Below are 15,261 nucleotides of genomic sequence, written 5' to 3'. Positions count from 1 at the left end.
CTAGTTTTGAATAAATTTTGTTGTAAATCGGGTTTTATTTTGCCTAACATATTGCCACTATTTTATACTCAAATATACCATTTTTGGCAATAATTATCATCTATTTCTAGCTAAATTTTATTGTAATAAAATAACAATCAGGCAGTTATTTGTTTTTTAAGGGATGACTATTTATTTTTAAAAAATAAAAGCCAATTGCCTCTGGGAGTTCAACCGTAACGAATCCCGACTGATCGGTTTGTTGGGAAAGGAGTTGGCCCAATGGAGAATACAAACCTAGAGTGATAGGATTACCATCGGGTTGCCATTGCAAGGAAACATTGGAATTGGTTGGATTAGGAGCTATTGAAAAAATTGCTTTGTCGGGATACGAGGGGATGTCCAACGACTCTGTAAGCCGAAGAATCCAGTAGTCATTTATCCCAATAGGTAATTCATTTAAATCATTTGTTGATGGAGAGTTTGTCCCTCCTGAAAGAAAAATTCCGCCATCATTTTCTTGTAAAATTGAATTGAATCCATCATCTCCAGAACTTCCAATAGTTTTTTGAAATAAAATGTCACCAAGAGGATTAATTTTTACAATCCAAGAATCTACACCTGCTATTCCGTATAACGGATCAGTTTTATCTCCTGAAACGCCTGATCTTGAATTGCCCGATAACAAGTAATTGTTATCATTGCTTTCAGTTATTGCCAATAATATGTCTTCTTGATTTCCACCTATTGTTTTTTGCCAAAGAATATCTCCTGAAGAGCTTAACTCTACAATCCAATAATCGGAAAAACCTCTACAACTTTCTGTCTTGTCGCCTGAAATTGATGAGGAGGAATGTCCGCCAAGTAAGAGCGTGTTGTTTGTTGTTTTAATTAAGGATGTTGAAATGTCAGAACCATCCCCGCCTATGGTTTTTTGCCAAATTATTTCTCCGAGCGAATTAATTTCAATTATCCAGTAATCATTTGATCCTTTTGAATTTTCAGTTTTGTCACCAGAAATATTAGAATTAGAAAATCCTAACAAAATAAAATTTCCATTTTCTAACTGAAGAGTCTCACTGATTACATCGTTTCCATTGCCCCCTATTGTTTTATCCCATTCAATTTGACCAAGTTGATTTAGCTTGACGACCCAATAGTCTTTCAAACCCCTTGAATTTTCCGATTTATCACCTGAAATGTTTGATTGTGATTGTCCTGATACTAGAAAACCTCCATCAATAGTTTGTAAAATAGAATAAGGTTCATCCGCATTCATACCACCAATAGTATTTTGCCATTCAATCACACCAAAAGAGTTTAATTTTATAACCCAAAAATCAACATTTCCAATAGAATTTTCATTTTTATCACCTGAAATAGGGGAATCAGATATTCCACATATGATGTATCCACCATCTAGTGTCTGTTTTAGATCTGTCAAAATATCTTGTTCCCAGCCATTTGGGGCGCTACCTCCTATAGTTTTATCCCATTCTATTATCCCTGAATTGTTTGTTTTGACAATCCAATAATCAAAAAGACCTCTGGAATTTTCAGTTTTATCTCCTGATAAGTTTGAATTTGAAGACCCTCCAATTATATAACCCCCATCAATTGTATGTTGAGCGACACTATTCAAATTAATTTCAAAACCACCAATTCTATTCTGCCATTCAATTTGCAGTGGTTGTGAAAAAATAAAGTATGGAAATAGCACTAAAAATTGTGGCAGTTTCATGTTATTGTTTATATATAGTTACTTGATAAATAGTTCCTTTATCGGTAACTTTTTTTATGATATGATATTTATTCTTTTGAAGAAAATCATAGAGATTGGGGTCTTGTACTTTTAAGGAATCCCATTCTTCAACGGTAAATATGTAACTTCCAAGATAATCAGTGATAACGTCTTGATCGGACATAAACTTTTTTTTTAGATTTTATAACCTGATGAAAAAGGAAACAAAGTGTTTTTAAAAACTAAAAATAAGAAATAAATAATTTCGACAACCTTAAATTTTTAATTACAAAAAAAACCGCTTCTCAACATAAACGGTTTTTGATTTTTTGGGGAACAGCTTTTATTCTTCGCGCGCGCCATCAATATAGGTTTTATTCCCATTTTTATTGATGTAATATTTTCCACCGCGCGGCCCCGTATATACTTTTCGTCCTTTGTAGGTGCCCGTGACTTTGTCTTTTACCTTTTTTTCAGCGGCTTTCGATAGGGTCGATTCTTTTATATTTTCTTTCTCTTCGGCTGCGGTCAGTTTTTTGGCTTTGTTGCTAGTGGCTTTGTTTTTTCCTGCGGCTTTGCCTCTTGCGCTCCAACTTGCAAACACAAGAATGCCACACAGAGCAGAATGAGTTTTTTCATAGGGTTTGGATTTAAATTTGACTCTTAAAAGCACAAAAATTAAGCTCTATAAGTGATACTTTTTAGAAAAAAGCGCGCAATTGTACACTCCCGGTATGTATCGTCTTGGTGTTTTCCGACTGTCGGCCGAGGTAGTTGAGGTTGAGGTCTAAATATTTTGTCAAATTTTTCTGTAGCAAAATACGCCAAGTCCCATTGCGTCCCGGTTGTAATCCTTCCAACATTTGGAAAGCAACTGGACTGTTCGTATTGCCCGAAAAGTCATTTTGGTAGTACGAATATTCTCCCGTTAGCGTAAACTGTTTCGACCCAATGTAATTGATGGAAGCGCCAAACCGTTGTTGGTGGAGTTGCTCGCCGTCGGTAAGTATATTCTTTTTGGACTTTTGTTCATAGAAAAGACTCACACTCGTATTGGCCGAAAACAAATACGATACTTTGGGCAACCATTGGGTAGCTTCCAATTCAAAATTTCGAGCGGCAAAGTTGTCTGAAATGCCAGTGCTTGAACTCCACGACGATTCAAAATTGAACAACCATGTTTTGCGCCACAAATGGGCGTATTGCAATTGATGGGAACGCAGCTGATTTTCTTGTGATCCCACCGAGAGTAGGGTGCGCACTTTGGTTAGTAAATAGGTATAGGTCATGGAATGCAACTGGCGTCCCCGATTAAAAAACAAACTGTTGCGAAACGATTCATTGAGCCCCAACAAGTTTTCTGAACCGGGATCAAAAGGATTTAGATGAAAACGTTCGCCTACCCGTTGTGTTTTTTGATCAATGGTGAAGGCGGTTTGGTTGTAAAAATGGGACAGCCACTTTTTGAATCCTTTGCCATTTATCCATGCCGCTGGATTGAGAATAAGGGATTGTGAAAATTTGTTTTGATGTGTTTTTACAAAAATTTGATTGGGCAAAAATACCCGAACGTATTTGGCTAAATCAGGAAATGGGGCGACTTCAAACTCCTGTAATTCCTGAATGCCGTTTCCATTATAATCGTTCCACATATATACACCCTGCCCAGCATTTACCTCCAAATACGTAAACTCTTGTTGTGGCAACGTACCTGAGGCCGTTTCAACCGCGGTTGTCACTTGTACCAACTGACCCCAATACCGATCGTTGTAGACCAATCGCGAGTTTAACGAGGGTTCGTCTGGTCGTGACGCATCGTTGTAGGTCAATCGGCGGTAGTTGGCAAACAAAAGTAAATTGGATTTGGCGGTTTGCAACAACCGTGTTTTTAGAAAAAATCGGTTGGAAGTATTCACCCGTCGTACGGCTCCATTTTGCAAACTATCGTTTTTTCGGTGGTACCAACCCATTTCAACAAAGACTTTGGTCGTATCGCCGCGTCCCACCCAAAGGCCTACTTCACGAAACCGCTGACTCAAGGCACTCAAGTTCCCTGTGGTTGCGTCTTTTTCTTCATTATCCTCCCATTGTTGCTCGCCACCGACCCAATTTTTGCCCCAATGCCGCTTCACCACCGAACGATTGCGGGTGAAACGACTGTGGGTAAGCGTTCCTTGACTTTCCAGCGCACTAGCTTGTTGCACGATCCACCATTTGGTATCGCGAAACTGTCCTTTGATGCTGTGTCGATTTCCGGCGAAAACGATTCCCAAATCTAGGCGCTCAAATTGATACGCGAAAGCACCTTTGGTTTTAAATTCAAATTCCAAGCCCGTTCCCGCCAAGAGTTGGGTTCCCGTCACGGCGGTATTCAAATTCCAATCCCGATTAAATTCAATATTGAACAAACGCTCGACCGTACGAAAGTCCTGCTGAATCAATTGCACATTGGCCAAAGCATTGATCGAAAAGGCGCCCGTGTACAAACGCTGTTTTCCATTAAATTTCGCCGCCACACCCTGATTGTTCCCATCATCCAAGGCCGAGAAGAGGTTCAAATCGTTGTTGCTCACGCCCACTTCAAAGTCCAACGCTGTTTTTTCATTGGGTTTATATCCTCCTAATACCGTTGCAATTTGCAATTTCACGGGCGCAATCAATCGCGTGATGGGTTCGAAATTCCCTTGAGGAACACCGCCAATTGGTGCTACATATTGGTAAATTTTACCCACCGCATTGTTGTTGGCCAAAATATAATTTCCTTGATTGGCTCCTACCAACGTAAAGGTGACATTAAATAAAGTATCGGAGGGATTGTTTGAAAATTCGAAGATTTCTGTGGTACCGACGAGTACTTTTTTGTATAAAATTTTATTCTCAGAAAAAGTGTCCTCAAAGGCCGAGGGCGCTGCCATTAAGTTGAGGTTGTCCCCAGCGTTTTGCAAAACGGTTACTTGTTCGCCCGTTAAACTTTGTTGCAACGGTTGATTTTTCACATCATTTTCAGAATACACATACCCCGCGATATTCCAATTTTCGTTTTGATGATGTACGCCGCCATAGGTAACAAAACGCGTATAGCTTCGTTCGGCATATTGGTATTCAATAACAATTCGCATCTCAGAAGTAATGGGAAAAAGTGAGGTAAAACGCACTTCACCCGCGTTGTAATCGATGATATAATCGTTATTTTCACCCCGGGTCAATAGAATCCCGTTGACAAAAACGCGTTCCGATCCTGAAATGACCAACACAAACAATTCGCCGTTGTTTCCGCGCAATTTATACGGCCCTTGATTGCCTTCTTGCCCTGTGAAACTACTTCGAGCATATTGACCGCGAACGACGGCTCCTGAGGCAAAGAGTTCGGTTTTGTTTTTGGGGCCACCCAACGTAAAACGGGTGTTGATGCCTTGTACTTTTTTATTGAAATTCAAAAATTTGGAATGCCGATTTTCGAGAAATAAATCCCCAGCCCGAATGCTCCATTTGTCGGAAAAAAGTTCGACGAAAATTTGATCAAATTCATCCAGTCGTTGCGAGTATCCGCCATCTTGCAGCGGAATGTTGCTGTCTTGAATTGAGGCGCGCAAACTCACTTTATCCGAAATTTTTCCGCTGATTTGTAGGTCCAAGTTCGAATTTACCGTAGCATTTTGGTTGTTTCCAATGGTAATCCCGCGGCTGATACTTCCCGTAGTGGTCAGTCCATCAAAAGGTTTAAAGGTGCTAATGGGGTCTTTTTTTACGGTGACCAAAATCCCCGCTTCATTAGGCACCACCCGTTTGCTATCATATTGGGCATACGATTGGGTAAGAAATTCGGGATACGTTTGAAACCGAACTACGAGGGAGTCTTTGGATTGAAATTGGGGAGCAAACCAGAGTTTTGCCCGGGCATAATCTACGGTATAACTCTTACTATCAATGGGATTCCCACGGGCATCGGTCAGTTGAAAGGCTGTTTTTAAAATACTCACGGGGTGTAACGTGAGGGTGTCGCGGGAAAAGGCAATCTTTTTGCTTTTGAAAGGCACCCCCACTTCTTGTGCTGACAAGCCCCAAAAACAACCGAAAAGTAGTACCCATACCCAAAATATCCGCATACCCGTAATCACTCGTGTCCTTCAAAAGTAGTATTTCCTTGGTGATTATGGAACGCTAAAAATCAGGAATTATTCTTTGGTAACCAATTGTAGGGTTTCGCGTGAGGTTTGTCGCACCAAAACGGTTTTTCCTTTTTCAACCATAGTCGCTGCTTCGGGAGTAAAATGGCGGATGGTGTATAATGAAACATTTTCGTTGTAAGCCACTTTGAATTTCTTAGAAAGCACCGATTTCAATTTTTCAAAATGACCAAATTTATCTTCCACGCAAACGGTAAAACTGATGGCGGTATTTTGAATTAAACTGACTTTAATTTTATATTGATGCAAAAGCGCAAAAATTTCGCTGATGTTTTCCTCCATAATAAAGGAGAAATCGATGGCTGCTAACGAAATGAGCAACTGATTTTTTTTCACGATAAAACATGCCGTTTTGGGTTCGAGATCAGCGCCTTTTGACACGCTAGTTCCAGGTAAAAGTGGATTGACAAACGATTTGACATACAACGGAATTTCTTTGCGTTGCAAGGGTTGTAAAGTTTTAGGGTGAATGACGGAAGCCCCATAAAATGCAAGCTCAATGGCTTCTCGGTAGGAAATTTGATGTAAAAGGGTGGCGTTTTCAAAGTACCGTGGGTCGGCATTTAAAACTCCAGGGACGTCTTTCCAAATGGTTACACTTTCAGCACCTATACAATAGGCAAAAATCGCCGCCGTATAATCCGAACCTTCACGACCTAGGGTGGTGGTAAAATTGTTTTCATCCGAACCTAGAAACCCTTGGGTGATGTAGAGCCCTTTTTTCTTGATTTGTTTGGAGATGCGCTTTTGTGTTTGTTCCCAATCGACCAAAGCATCGCGGTAGGTAGCGTCGGTTTTAATCAAATTGCGCACGTCCACCCATTGGTTTGCAAGTCCTTTTTCATTAAAATAATGACTGACAATGGTGGTGGAAACAATTTCGCCATAACTTACCACTTGGTCGTAGACAAAATTGTAATTGGGCGATTTGTTGCTGCGTAAAAAATATTCTAAATCGGCAAAATGACTGTTGACGGCATAAAACACCTCATGGTTTTCATCGTCAAACAACTCCAATAATATTTGGTTATGGTATTTTCGAACTTCCTGCAGCGAGGCATGAAAGGCTTTCGATTTTTCGAAATAGTTTTTGATTACTTCTTCCAAGGCATTGGTCGTTTTGCCCATCGCCGAAACGATGATGACCACCTCTTCGTGTCCCACGGTTTGCAGTACATGCAACACATTTTTTACACCTTCGGCATCTTTTACAGAGGCCCCACCAAATTTGAATAATTTCATGAAGATTGGGATTTAAAAAAATGAAATCCAAAACTAAGCAATTCTTCTTTTCAGGGCGCCTAAACGGATTAAAAATTATCCCTTTTTTTCCAAAAAGGTGGCGATCCCCTTTTCGTCCATTTGCACCACGCGCCAATCGGGTAATACGCGTGCTCCCGATTTTTCGTAGAAACGAATCGCAGGAGTATTCCAGTCCAATACGGCCCATTCGATGCGGTGCACCCCTTCTTCTTGGCCACGACGAATCACTTCTCGGTATAACGCCATGCCAATGCCGCGACCCCGTTCGGATGCTTTGACAATCAAATCTTCCAAATGAATGGTTTTCCCTTTCCAAGTGGAATACCTGTAATAAAAGAGGGCAATTCCCAGCAACGTATCGTTTTCTTCCGCCACCAAACACTGAAAAAGGGGCGGTGTTGCGAATCCATCGCGTATCAGGTCGGCCTCAGTAATGACCACGGCTTCAGGTTCTTTTTCAAATAGCGCTAGCTCTCGAATCCGTTCGAGTACCTGCTTCATGTCGTTAGGTTGGGCGGGGCGGATAGTCATTACCTTCTCCTTTTTTTGGTAGGGCGCTTAGTTGTTGGTTTTTTCACCACAGGCGCTTTGTTGTTAATGGGTTTTTGTACGTAGGCTTTGTAGCGTTTGTCGGCGATGGCGCGTTCACGGGCTTTTTGCGCTCGGGCAGTAGGGTCGGGATGCGAGCTCAACATACGGCTTATAAAGTCCGATTGTCCGCCTTCGCTGAGTTTCGCTAAAATTAAAAAAGCCGATTCTACCGCATTAACATCATAGCCATGCTTTTTCATAAATTCATAGGCAAACGTATCGGCATCATTTTCCTGGCTGCGGCTGTGTTTACTATCGAGCAAAACACTCGCAATTTGCCCGGCTTCCCCGTCGGTTACCTTACCAATTTTATCCGATTGTGAGGCAAGCGCATCCAACACCGCACTTTTTTTCAAAGCGGCACGCATGGCATCTTTTGAGTCTTCATTAACCACATGGCCAATTTCATGACCAATGACCGCCAATAGTTGGTTGTCGTCCATGATGTCCATCAACCCCGAATACACACGGACACTGCCATCGGCACAAGCAAAAGCGTTGACTTCTTTGGTTAAATAAACTTTATAGTTGAGTTGCAATCCATTCTCATTGGCGTGTTTGCCAAAGACGCGATTAAGGCGTAAGGTGTATCCGTCATTGGGGCATGCTACCACGTTGGCCGAATCGAGTTTTCGAACGCCTTCTTTGGCCAAAGCGGCGGCTTGCTCGTTGGAAAACGTAAACCCAGCAACGCCTTTTTGAAGCGCTCCGAGTGCCCGTTCGCCAAGGTTGATTTGCGCTGAACAAACCCATGTGGTGGCGGTTACAGCGAGTACGGTAAAGAAATGTTTTGCTTTCATTTTTCGGTTTTTTAGGTTCCACAAAGATAGAGGAAGTCGCGGGAATTGTGCGTAGAATTATTTTCGCAGGAATTGTCGAATTAATTCCGAAAAAATAGGATATTTGCAGCACAACTACAACGATTTCGTAAATGGAAGAACGCAACAAAACCTTAGGGGAATTTATCATTGAAAAACAAACCGATTTTCAGTATTCGACAGGCGAGTTATCGCGCATTATCAACTCTATTCGTTTGGCGGCTAAGGTTGTCAATTACAAAGTAAACAAAGCGGGTTTGGTCGATATAGTCGGCGCTGCTGGCGATACCAATGTGCAAGGTGAGGACCAACAGAAGTTGGATGTGTATGCCAATGAAGTTTTCATTCAAACCCTAATCAATCGCGAAATTGTATGTGGTATTGCTTCCGAAGAAAACGACGATTTTATCACGGTGGCCGGCAGCGACAATAGCCACAATAATAAGTATGTAGTGCTTATGGACCCTTTGGATGGTTCGTCCAATATTGATGTCAACGTTTCGGTGGGTACTATTTTCTCGGTTTTTCGTCGGGTTACTCCTGTGGGGACGCCTGTAACTTTAGCCGATTTTTTACAGCCGGGCGTCAATCAAGTGGCGGCAGGCTATGTGATTTATGGCACTTCAACGATGCTGGTGTACACTACGGGACATGGGGTGAATGGATTTACACTCAACCCAGCCATCGGTACTTTTTACCTTTCGCATCCGAACATGCAATACCCGAAAGACGGAACCATCTATTCGATTAACGAAGGGAATTACGTGCATTTTCCACAAGGGGTAAAAAATTATATAAAGTATTGCCAGTTGGAAGAGGGCGATCGTCCGTACACTTCACGCTATATCGGGAGTTTGGTTTCCGACATGCATCGCAACATGATCAAGGGCGGTATTTATATTTACCCTACCAGTTTCAAAGCGCCGAATGGGAAATTGAGACTGTTGTATGAATGCAATCCGATGGCGTTTATTGCTGAGCAAGCCGGCGGAAAAGCCTCCGATGGTTACCAACGGATTATGGAAATTCAACCCACGGAGTTACACCAACGGGTACCGTTTTTTTGCGGAAGCGAAAATATGGTGACGAAAGCCGAAGAATTTATGCGTGACGCGCTGTAATAGGTATTTAAACGTCAAAAAAAAGTCCCGTTCACGCGGGACTTTTATATTATTTGTACATGTGTCGCATTTCATACACAAAAGTATCCAAATCGGCATTTAGTACTAAAAGGGACAACGCTTTATCAACGATATACTGAACGTTTCCGGGCGTAAACCCCAAGGCTAAGGCAAAACGCGTAAGGATTTCCTTTTGTTTCGGCCCCAATACTTTATCGGCGTACACCATCCGTGACAAATCATACAATCGCTCCAATCGCATCGCATACGAATAGGGAGGGTTGATTGGATATTTTAATGGATTGGCTAAAATTTCGGCATATTCTTCATCGGAAATTTCCAACTGTACGGCCAATTTATCCAAAAAGTTGCGCTCCTCATTGGTTAAATCACCATCGGCAATCGCCACGCGAACGATGGCCGAAAAATGCCCTTTATTCCGGCTTTTGAACTCACTGTCAAATAAATCTGCTATAGACATAATACTATTGATTTTATGCCCTAAAAATACCGTTTTTTCTGAAATATGACCAAAAAAATACCGTTTTTACTTTTGGGTTTTTTCGCTGTGAAAAATATTTTGTAAGTTTACCCTAATTAACCTTCGTTTGCAATGCTATGACTGATTTCTGGATTTTTTTTAAATTCGGTCTTGAACACGTACTCGACTTAAACGGCTACGACCACCTCCTTTTTTTGGTAGTACTCACGGTTCCTTATACGGGAAAAGACTGGAAACGTATCCTTTTGTTCGTCTCTCTTTTTACCCTAGGCCACACGTTATCTTTGTTTTTGGCGGTCTTGAATGTTGTCCGGGTACAACCTACTTTGATTGAATTTCTTATTCCGATTACGATTTTACTAACGGCGCTTTACAATTTGGCAACCGCTGGAAAATCAAAACCCAAAGAGAATCTCACCTTTATCGGGGGCATCACCTTGTTTTTTGGATTAATCCATGGCTTAGGATTTTCCAATTATTTCAAAGATTTACTTCCCGGCGAAGCGCCCGACAAAATGCTTCCTATGCTTGCTTTTGCTTTAGGGATCGAAGCGGCGCAACTCATCATTGTTTTGGTCGTGTTATTGCTGTCTTTTGTGTTTTTAACCCTTTTTCGTTTTTCCAAACGAGAATTTATTCTGGTTTTTTCGGCCATCGTTCTCGGAATTATCCTTCCTTTGTTGGCACAAAATCCCATTTGGGCGCCATAATTCAACCAAAAAGTTGTACTTTAGAAACCATGAAAAAGGAGAAATTAATCAAATACGATAAAGCGTATTTGCGCATCGCCGCCGAATGGAGTAAATTGTCGTATTGCCAACGCAAACAAGTAGGAGCCATCATCGTACGCGATCGAATGATTATTTCAGACGGATACAATGGCACGCCCTCAGGGTTTGAAAATTGTTGCGAAGATGAGGAGGGCCTAACCAAATGGTATGTGCTTCATGCAGAAGCCAATGCCATTTCCAAAGTGGCGCGTTCTACCCAATCGTGTGAAAACGCCACCTTGTACATTACGCTTTCCCCTTGCCGCGAATGCAGCAAACTCATTCACCAATCGGGGATCAAAAGGGTGGTCTACCAAAAAGGCTATCGCGATACATCGGGCATCGATTTCTTGATTAAGGCAGGCGTTGAGGTGGTTCAAATGGAAGCACTAGAGTAAACGAATTACTCCTTTTTTAGCGTTATTTATACCTATGTCAAACCTATGCGTATTCCTAAAATCTACATCCCCATTCTTTTTTTCTCCTGTGTGGCGTTGGGAATCGTTATTGGCGGACTCCTGAATTATCCTATTCCAGCCAAAGCATCAAAGCAAGAGTACCGCAGTAAACTCAATCGGTTGCTGAATTTTATAGAAAACGAATATGTAGATGAGGTCAAAACCGATTCCATTGTCGATGTGACGGTGACGGGTATTTTGGCCAATTTAGATCCGCATTCGGTCTATGTTACCCCCCAAGAACAAACGTTGTTGGCCGACAATATGCGTGGCGATTTTGTAGGTATTGGAATTAATTTTTATACCTATAATGATTCGATAGCGGTGATCAAACCCATCCCGGGGGGACCCGCAGCGAAAGCAGGAATCCAAGCCGGCGATCGAATATTGTATGCGGGAAAAAAACCCTTGTTTGGAAAAAAATTGAAATCCGAGTCGCTCTATACTATATTGAGAGGCGAACCCTTGTCCAAGATACAATTAACGGTATACCGCAAGAAAACGCGCAAAACGTTTACCACCCAAGTGATACGAGACGTCATCCCGCTGAAAAGCGTTGAAGCAGCCCTTCTTCTGGAGGGACAAACGGGGTATATTAAAATCGAACGTTTTGCCGAAACCACCGACGAAGAATTTCATCAAGCCTTGCTACAGTTAAAAAAGAAAGGCATGCGGTCGCTTGTTATTGATGTTCGCGAAAACGGCGGTGGCGTCATGGAATCAGCGATTGCTATTGCCGATGAACTCCTTCCCGAAGAGGATTTAATCGTTTTTACGAAAAACAAAAAAGGGGCGGTTGAAAAAATGTATGCTACCGAAAAAGGCTTGTTTGAATCGGGAAAAGTAACGGTACTCATTGATGAAAATTCAGCTTCGGCCAGTGAGATTCTTGCCGGGGCCATTCAAGATAATGATCGCGGTCAAATTGTGGGCCGGCGTTCCTTTGGCAAAGGATTGGTGCAGCGCGAGATGAATTTTGACGACGGTTCGGCGGTGCGTTTAACCGTAGCACGTTATTTTACACCCAGTGGTCGTTCGATTCAAAAACCTTACAAAAAAGGGGAGTCCGAAGCCTATCACGGTGAATACGAGCACCGCTATGAATCGGGGGAACTGACACAGCCCCAAAAAGTTAGTGTAGCCGATTCGCTCAAGTTTAAAACTAAAAAAGGGCGAACCGTATATGGAGGCGGAGGTATTGTACCCGACGTGTTTGTTCCTCTTGAAAGTGCTGTAGGCGAAGAAAATATAGCGTATGTACTGAAAACGGGTATTGTAGGCCATTTTGTGTTTGAACAATTGGACAACAACCGGAATCGATTTGCAGGTTGGACCTTTGAGCAATTTCAAAAAAACGATGAAACTACAGCCGACGTTTTGCCTGAATTTGAAAAGTATATGGAAAAGTCAGGATTGCAAATGCATTGGGAAAAAAGTAAACCGCTGGTGCGCCGGTACATAAAAGCCGAATTTGCACGGCAGTTGTTTGGGGACACGGCCTACTATAAAGTCATTCTTCAAGAAGACCCCATGTTGAAAAAAGCAGGCGTTACACGTGTTCGTTAGTGGTTTACGCTATCATGCACTTGCACCGGAATCCCGTTGTTCCATTCGGTCAAAATATCGGTCGCTACTGAGGCGCCACTTCCTGCGGCTATAGCTAACTGACTCCGCCAGCCGGCTAAGGTTCCGCAAACATACAATCCGGGTTTTACGACATGATCGGTGTTGCGCAATTGCAATCGGTTTTTATCGGGATGGGCTTTTTGATGCGGGATGACATACGATTCCAAGCCCGCAATGGGAAACGGATTTCCAGCGCCAATCGCGATAACTACACGACGGCTCGCTAGGGTTTCGCCCGTATGGGTTGTTAGTGTAAAGTGATTTAAATCGCCCGAAATCGCCGTGATTTTAAGATTTTCGAGTTGAATGACATGGGGGTAGGAGGTTGCCAAATGCGTTTTACTCTCCACCAACAACGAAGCTCCTGTGGTACCCGCCGCAATCCCATAGGCGTTGTGGAAGACTGCATTTTGTAACGAAGACGCTTTTTGGTGGGTAAGCACGCCAATTTTTTTGTCCGCAGCAAAAGGTTTGTGCTGCGCCGAACCCAAAAGTAAGGCACACGACATTCCCGAGACGCCACCGCCAATAATGAGTACGTCAAACATGTTATTGGTTTTTCATTTTCTCTTCGATGCGCTTCGACATTTTGAAAATCAAAAGAATAAAAATAGCGCAAAACGAAGCTACGATTCCGATCAAAGCAACCAAACTGTTCCCTTCAAACGGACGGTCAAAATCCAACATCATCACATTAACGACCACTAACGCAATGGCAATAAAGATTAATAAAGTGGTAAAGATTTTCATTGTTTTACTTTCTGACGACAAATTTAATCATTTCTCGTGGGACTAAAAGAGGGCTTTAACATTAGAGGCAAATAATTTAACAGCAATCGCCAACAACACCACCCCAAAGGTTTTTCGAATCACACCCAAACCATTTTTACCTAAAAACTTTTCAATTTTTGCCGACGATTTCAAAACGCCATACACCAAAATCACATTCAAAAAAATGGCAATCACAATATTAATCGAAGCAAATTGCGACCGAAGCGAAAGTAAGGTAGTCATCGTGCCAGCCCCCGCAATCAACGGGAACGCCAAGGGCACTATCGAGGCCGAGGTATGGGCTTCCTCTTTGTAAATTTTAATGCCCAAAATCATTTCCAAGGCCAAAAAGAACAAAACAAACGACCCCGCCACAGCAAACGAATACACGTCCGTGCCAATTAATTTCAAAAACTCTTCCCCGGCAAACAAAAAGGTAATCATGATGATGCCCGCTGCCAACGACGCTTTTTCCGACTCAATAGTTCCAAATTTCTGGCGTAAATCCACGATAATCGGAATCGTACCGACAATATCAATGACCGCAAAAAGCACCATACTAATGGTTGCCACCTCTCTAAAATCTAAGCCCCACATACCCGTTGAAATTTTTTGCAAAAGTAAGGCATAAAAAAAGAGCTAAAATTTAAATTCCCGTTAAATTTCAACCCCCTGATAGTGACACTTTTGGGCGCTCCCCCTCGGAATGATGTGGGCGATTTCTATCCGTTTTTTCGTCCTCGGGGTCAGGTCGTCCGTTGCAAGTCCGCGCTCGTTCCTCGCTGTGGGCTTTTCACTGCCACCCTTAGCGCGGTGTTCAGTCTACAGTGTACAGTCTTACAGTGTTCAGTTTGCAGTGTTCAGTTTACGGTGTTCAGTTTACGGTGTTCAGTCACCGTTCAAAAATCAAAAATCAACAATCGTCAATCGTTAATCGTCAATCGTTAATCAACAATCGTTAATCAACAGTCTTTAGTCAACAGTTATGACGATTAACAAAAATTATTTTTTGAAGAGGGGTTGTGTGACGGTTTAGGCTGTTACTAGTAGGTTTAATTCAAACTTTGATTTCAGCATTACATTCAGTTTTTTCATCTCTTTTGAGTATGAATATGTCTACTAAAATTGTCAATGAAAACAAAAAATTACAAGTAATGATTTTCAGGATTTCTCCTTGGTCAACTTCAATAATTTTTAATAAAACAAGTATTAACCAAGTTATAAAAAGGTTTAGGTTAAATACTCCAGCAAACAAATAAAAGAAATTACTTTTAAGTTTTGGGCTTTTATATTTTTTGGCTTTAGTCTAAATAATATATTTATTATATTTGCTTTATGAAAGACAGTATTTTATCCCAAATATCGGAATTAAATCAGGAAGATAAATCCCGATTATACAAAGTTATTGAAGGCTTTTTGTTTGATAATGAAGTT

The 15,261-nt window shown here is 41.8% G+C and carries 15 protein-coding genes; 4 read left to right on the top strand and 11 right to left on the bottom strand.

Translation table 11 applies throughout. The features are described from left to right. Positions 1-145: 145 nt before the first annotated feature. The 7 genes from O9316_RS11715 to O9316_RS11685 form a co-directional block, all read right to left on the bottom strand. Positions 146-1,720, bottom strand: a complete 1,575-nt coding sequence (locus O9316_RS11715) for a T9SS type A sorting domain-containing protein (protein ID WP_298204347.1) — start codon at positions 1,718-1,720, stop codon at positions 146-148. 1 nt (position 1,721) lies between these two features. Beyond that, positions 1,722-1,904: a hypothetical protein gene (locus tag O9316_RS11710; RefSeq protein ID WP_298204346.1), complete on the bottom strand. Its 183-nt coding sequence runs from the start codon at positions 1,902-1,904 to the stop codon at positions 1,722-1,724. A 159-nt stretch (positions 1,905-2,063) separates the two neighbouring features. Beyond that, positions 2,064-2,393, bottom strand: a complete 330-nt coding sequence (locus O9316_RS11705) for a hypothetical protein (RefSeq protein WP_298347245.1) — start codon at positions 2,391-2,393, stop codon at positions 2,064-2,066. Between the two features lie 28 nt (positions 2,394-2,421). Beyond that, positions 2,422-5,826 carry a hypothetical protein gene (locus O9316_RS11700; protein ID WP_298204344.1) on the bottom strand — a complete coding sequence of 1,135 codons (3,405 nt, stop codon included), beginning with the start codon at positions 5,824-5,826 and terminating at the stop codon, positions 2,422-2,424. Between the two features lie 69 nt (positions 5,827-5,895). Further along, entirely contained in the window at positions 5,896-7,149 is a 1,254-nt protein-coding gene (locus tag O9316_RS11695; RefSeq protein WP_298204343.1) for an aspartate kinase, read from the bottom strand. 75 nt (positions 7,150-7,224) lie between these two features. Next, positions 7,225-7,701 carry a GNAT family N-acetyltransferase gene (locus O9316_RS11690; RefSeq protein WP_298204342.1) on the bottom strand — a complete coding sequence of 159 codons (477 nt, stop codon included), beginning with the start codon at positions 7,699-7,701 and terminating at the stop codon, positions 7,225-7,227. Further along, complete coding sequence (locus O9316_RS11685) at positions 7,701-8,561, bottom strand: M48 family metalloprotease (protein WP_298204341.1); 861 nt, start codon at positions 8,559-8,561, stop codon at positions 7,701-7,703. The genes O9316_RS11690 and O9316_RS11685 overlap by 1 nt, the downstream gene beginning before the upstream one ends. A 131-nt stretch (positions 8,562-8,692) precedes the next feature. Here O9316_RS11685 and fbp point away from each other — a divergent pair, with 131 nt between their 5' ends. After that, positions 8,693-9,700 carry a class 1 fructose-bisphosphatase gene (gene fbp / locus O9316_RS11680; RefSeq protein ID WP_298204340.1) on the top strand — a complete coding sequence of 336 codons (1,008 nt, stop codon included), beginning with the start codon at positions 8,693-8,695 and terminating at the stop codon, positions 9,698-9,700. 49 nt (positions 9,701-9,749) lie between these two features. On the opposite strand, the gene O9316_RS11675 is transcribed toward fbp, so the two are convergent. Then, the gene (locus O9316_RS11675; RefSeq protein ID WP_298204339.1) at positions 9,750-10,181 is read right to left on the bottom strand and encodes a TerB family tellurite resistance protein; all 432 of its coding nucleotides are present in this window, start codon (positions 10,179-10,181) and stop codon (positions 9,750-9,752) included. A gap of 137 nt (positions 10,182-10,318) precedes the next feature. On the opposite strand from O9316_RS11675, the gene O9316_RS11670 reads away from it, so the two are divergent. From O9316_RS11670 to O9316_RS11660, 3 genes are read left to right on the top strand one after another with little or no spacing between them, the layout of a single operon-like run. Beyond that, positions 10,319-10,912, top strand: coding sequence for a HupE/UreJ family protein (locus O9316_RS11670; protein ID WP_298204338.1), 594 nt, complete (start codon positions 10,319-10,321; stop codon positions 10,910-10,912). Between the two features lie 29 nt (positions 10,913-10,941). Beyond that, positions 10,942-11,370 carry a dCMP deaminase family protein gene (locus O9316_RS11665; RefSeq protein WP_298204337.1) on the top strand — a complete coding sequence of 143 codons (429 nt, stop codon included), beginning with the start codon at positions 10,942-10,944 and terminating at the stop codon, positions 11,368-11,370. 45 nt (positions 11,371-11,415) lie between these two features. Next, positions 11,416-12,996, top strand: a complete 1,581-nt coding sequence (locus O9316_RS11660; protein ID WP_298204336.1) for a S41 family peptidase — start codon at positions 11,416-11,418, stop codon at positions 12,994-12,996. Here O9316_RS11660 and O9316_RS11655 read toward each other — a convergent pair. From O9316_RS11655 to O9316_RS11645, 3 genes are read right to left on the bottom strand one after another with little or no spacing between them, the layout of a single operon-like run. Beyond that, positions 12,993-13,604, bottom strand: a complete 612-nt coding sequence (locus O9316_RS11655; protein ID WP_298204335.1) for an FAD-dependent oxidoreductase — start codon at positions 13,602-13,604, stop codon at positions 12,993-12,995. The genes O9316_RS11660 and O9316_RS11655 overlap by 4 nt on opposite strands. A 1-nt stretch (position 13,605) precedes the next feature. Continuing rightward, a complete protein-coding gene (locus O9316_RS11650; protein ID WP_073361959.1) occupies positions 13,606-13,806 on the bottom strand; it encodes a hypothetical protein in 201 nt (66 codons plus the stop codon). A gap of 42 nt (positions 13,807-13,848) precedes the next feature. Further along, positions 13,849-14,424 carry a MarC family protein gene (locus O9316_RS11645; RefSeq protein ID WP_288041442.1) on the bottom strand — a complete coding sequence of 192 codons (576 nt, stop codon included), beginning with the start codon at positions 14,422-14,424 and terminating at the stop codon, positions 13,849-13,851. Positions 14,425-15,261: the final 837 nt, after the last annotated feature.

Source organism: Flavobacterium sp., assembly GCF_027533505.1.
In the GTDB taxonomy this organism is placed as follows: Bacteria; Bacteroidota; Bacteroidia; order Flavobacteriales; family Flavobacteriaceae; genus Flavobacterium.
The sequence above is the reverse complement of the archived record's forward strand: the minus strand, read 5'-3'. Positions and strand labels throughout refer to the sequence as shown.

Bases quoted from the DNA above. Each gene is read 5' to 3' on its own strand.
- O9316_RS11690 (WP_298204342.1), bottom strand. From the start codon at position 7,701: ATGACTATCCGCCCCGCCCAACCTAACGACATGAAGCAGGTACTCGAA.
- O9316_RS11660 (WP_298204336.1), top strand. From the start codon at position 11,416: ATGCGTATTCCTAAAATCTACATCCCCATTCTTTTTTTCTCCTGTGTG.
- O9316_RS11715 (WP_298204347.1), bottom strand. From the start codon at position 1,720: ATGAAACTGCCACAATTTTTAGTGCTATTTCCATACTTTATTTTTTCA.
- O9316_RS11675 (WP_298204339.1), bottom strand. From the start codon at position 10,181: ATGTCTATAGCAGATTTATTTGACAGTGAGTTCAAAAGCCGGAATAAA.
- O9316_RS11695 (WP_298204343.1), bottom strand. From the start codon at position 7,149: ATGAAATTATTCAAATTTGGTGGGGCCTCTGTAAAAGATGCCGAAGGT.
- O9316_RS11650 (WP_073361959.1), bottom strand. From the start codon at position 13,806: ATGAAAATCTTTACCACTTTATTAATCTTTATTGCCATTGCGTTAGTG.
- fbp (WP_298204340.1), top strand. From the start codon at position 8,693: ATGGAAGAACGCAACAAAACCTTAGGGGAATTTATCATTGAAAAACAA.
- O9316_RS11665 (WP_298204337.1), top strand. From the start codon at position 10,942: ATGAAAAAGGAGAAATTAATCAAATACGATAAAGCGTATTTGCGCATC.
- O9316_RS11645 (WP_288041442.1), bottom strand. From the start codon at position 14,424: ATGTGGGGCTTAGATTTTAGAGAGGTGGCAACCATTAGTATGGTGCTT.
- O9316_RS11685 (WP_298204341.1), bottom strand. From the start codon at position 8,561: ATGAAAGCAAAACATTTCTTTACCGTACTCGCTGTAACCGCCACCACA.
- O9316_RS11670 (WP_298204338.1), top strand. From the start codon at position 10,319: ATGACTGATTTCTGGATTTTTTTTAAATTCGGTCTTGAACACGTACTC.
- O9316_RS11710 (WP_298204346.1), bottom strand. From the start codon at position 1,904: ATGTCCGATCAAGACGTTATCACTGATTATCTTGGAAGTTACATATTT.
- O9316_RS11700 (WP_298204344.1), bottom strand. From the start codon at position 5,826: ATGCGGATATTTTGGGTATGGGTACTACTTTTCGGTTGTTTTTGGGGC.
- O9316_RS11655 (WP_298204335.1), bottom strand. From the start codon at position 13,604: ATGTTTGACGTACTCATTATTGGCGGTGGCGTCTCGGGAATGTCGTGT.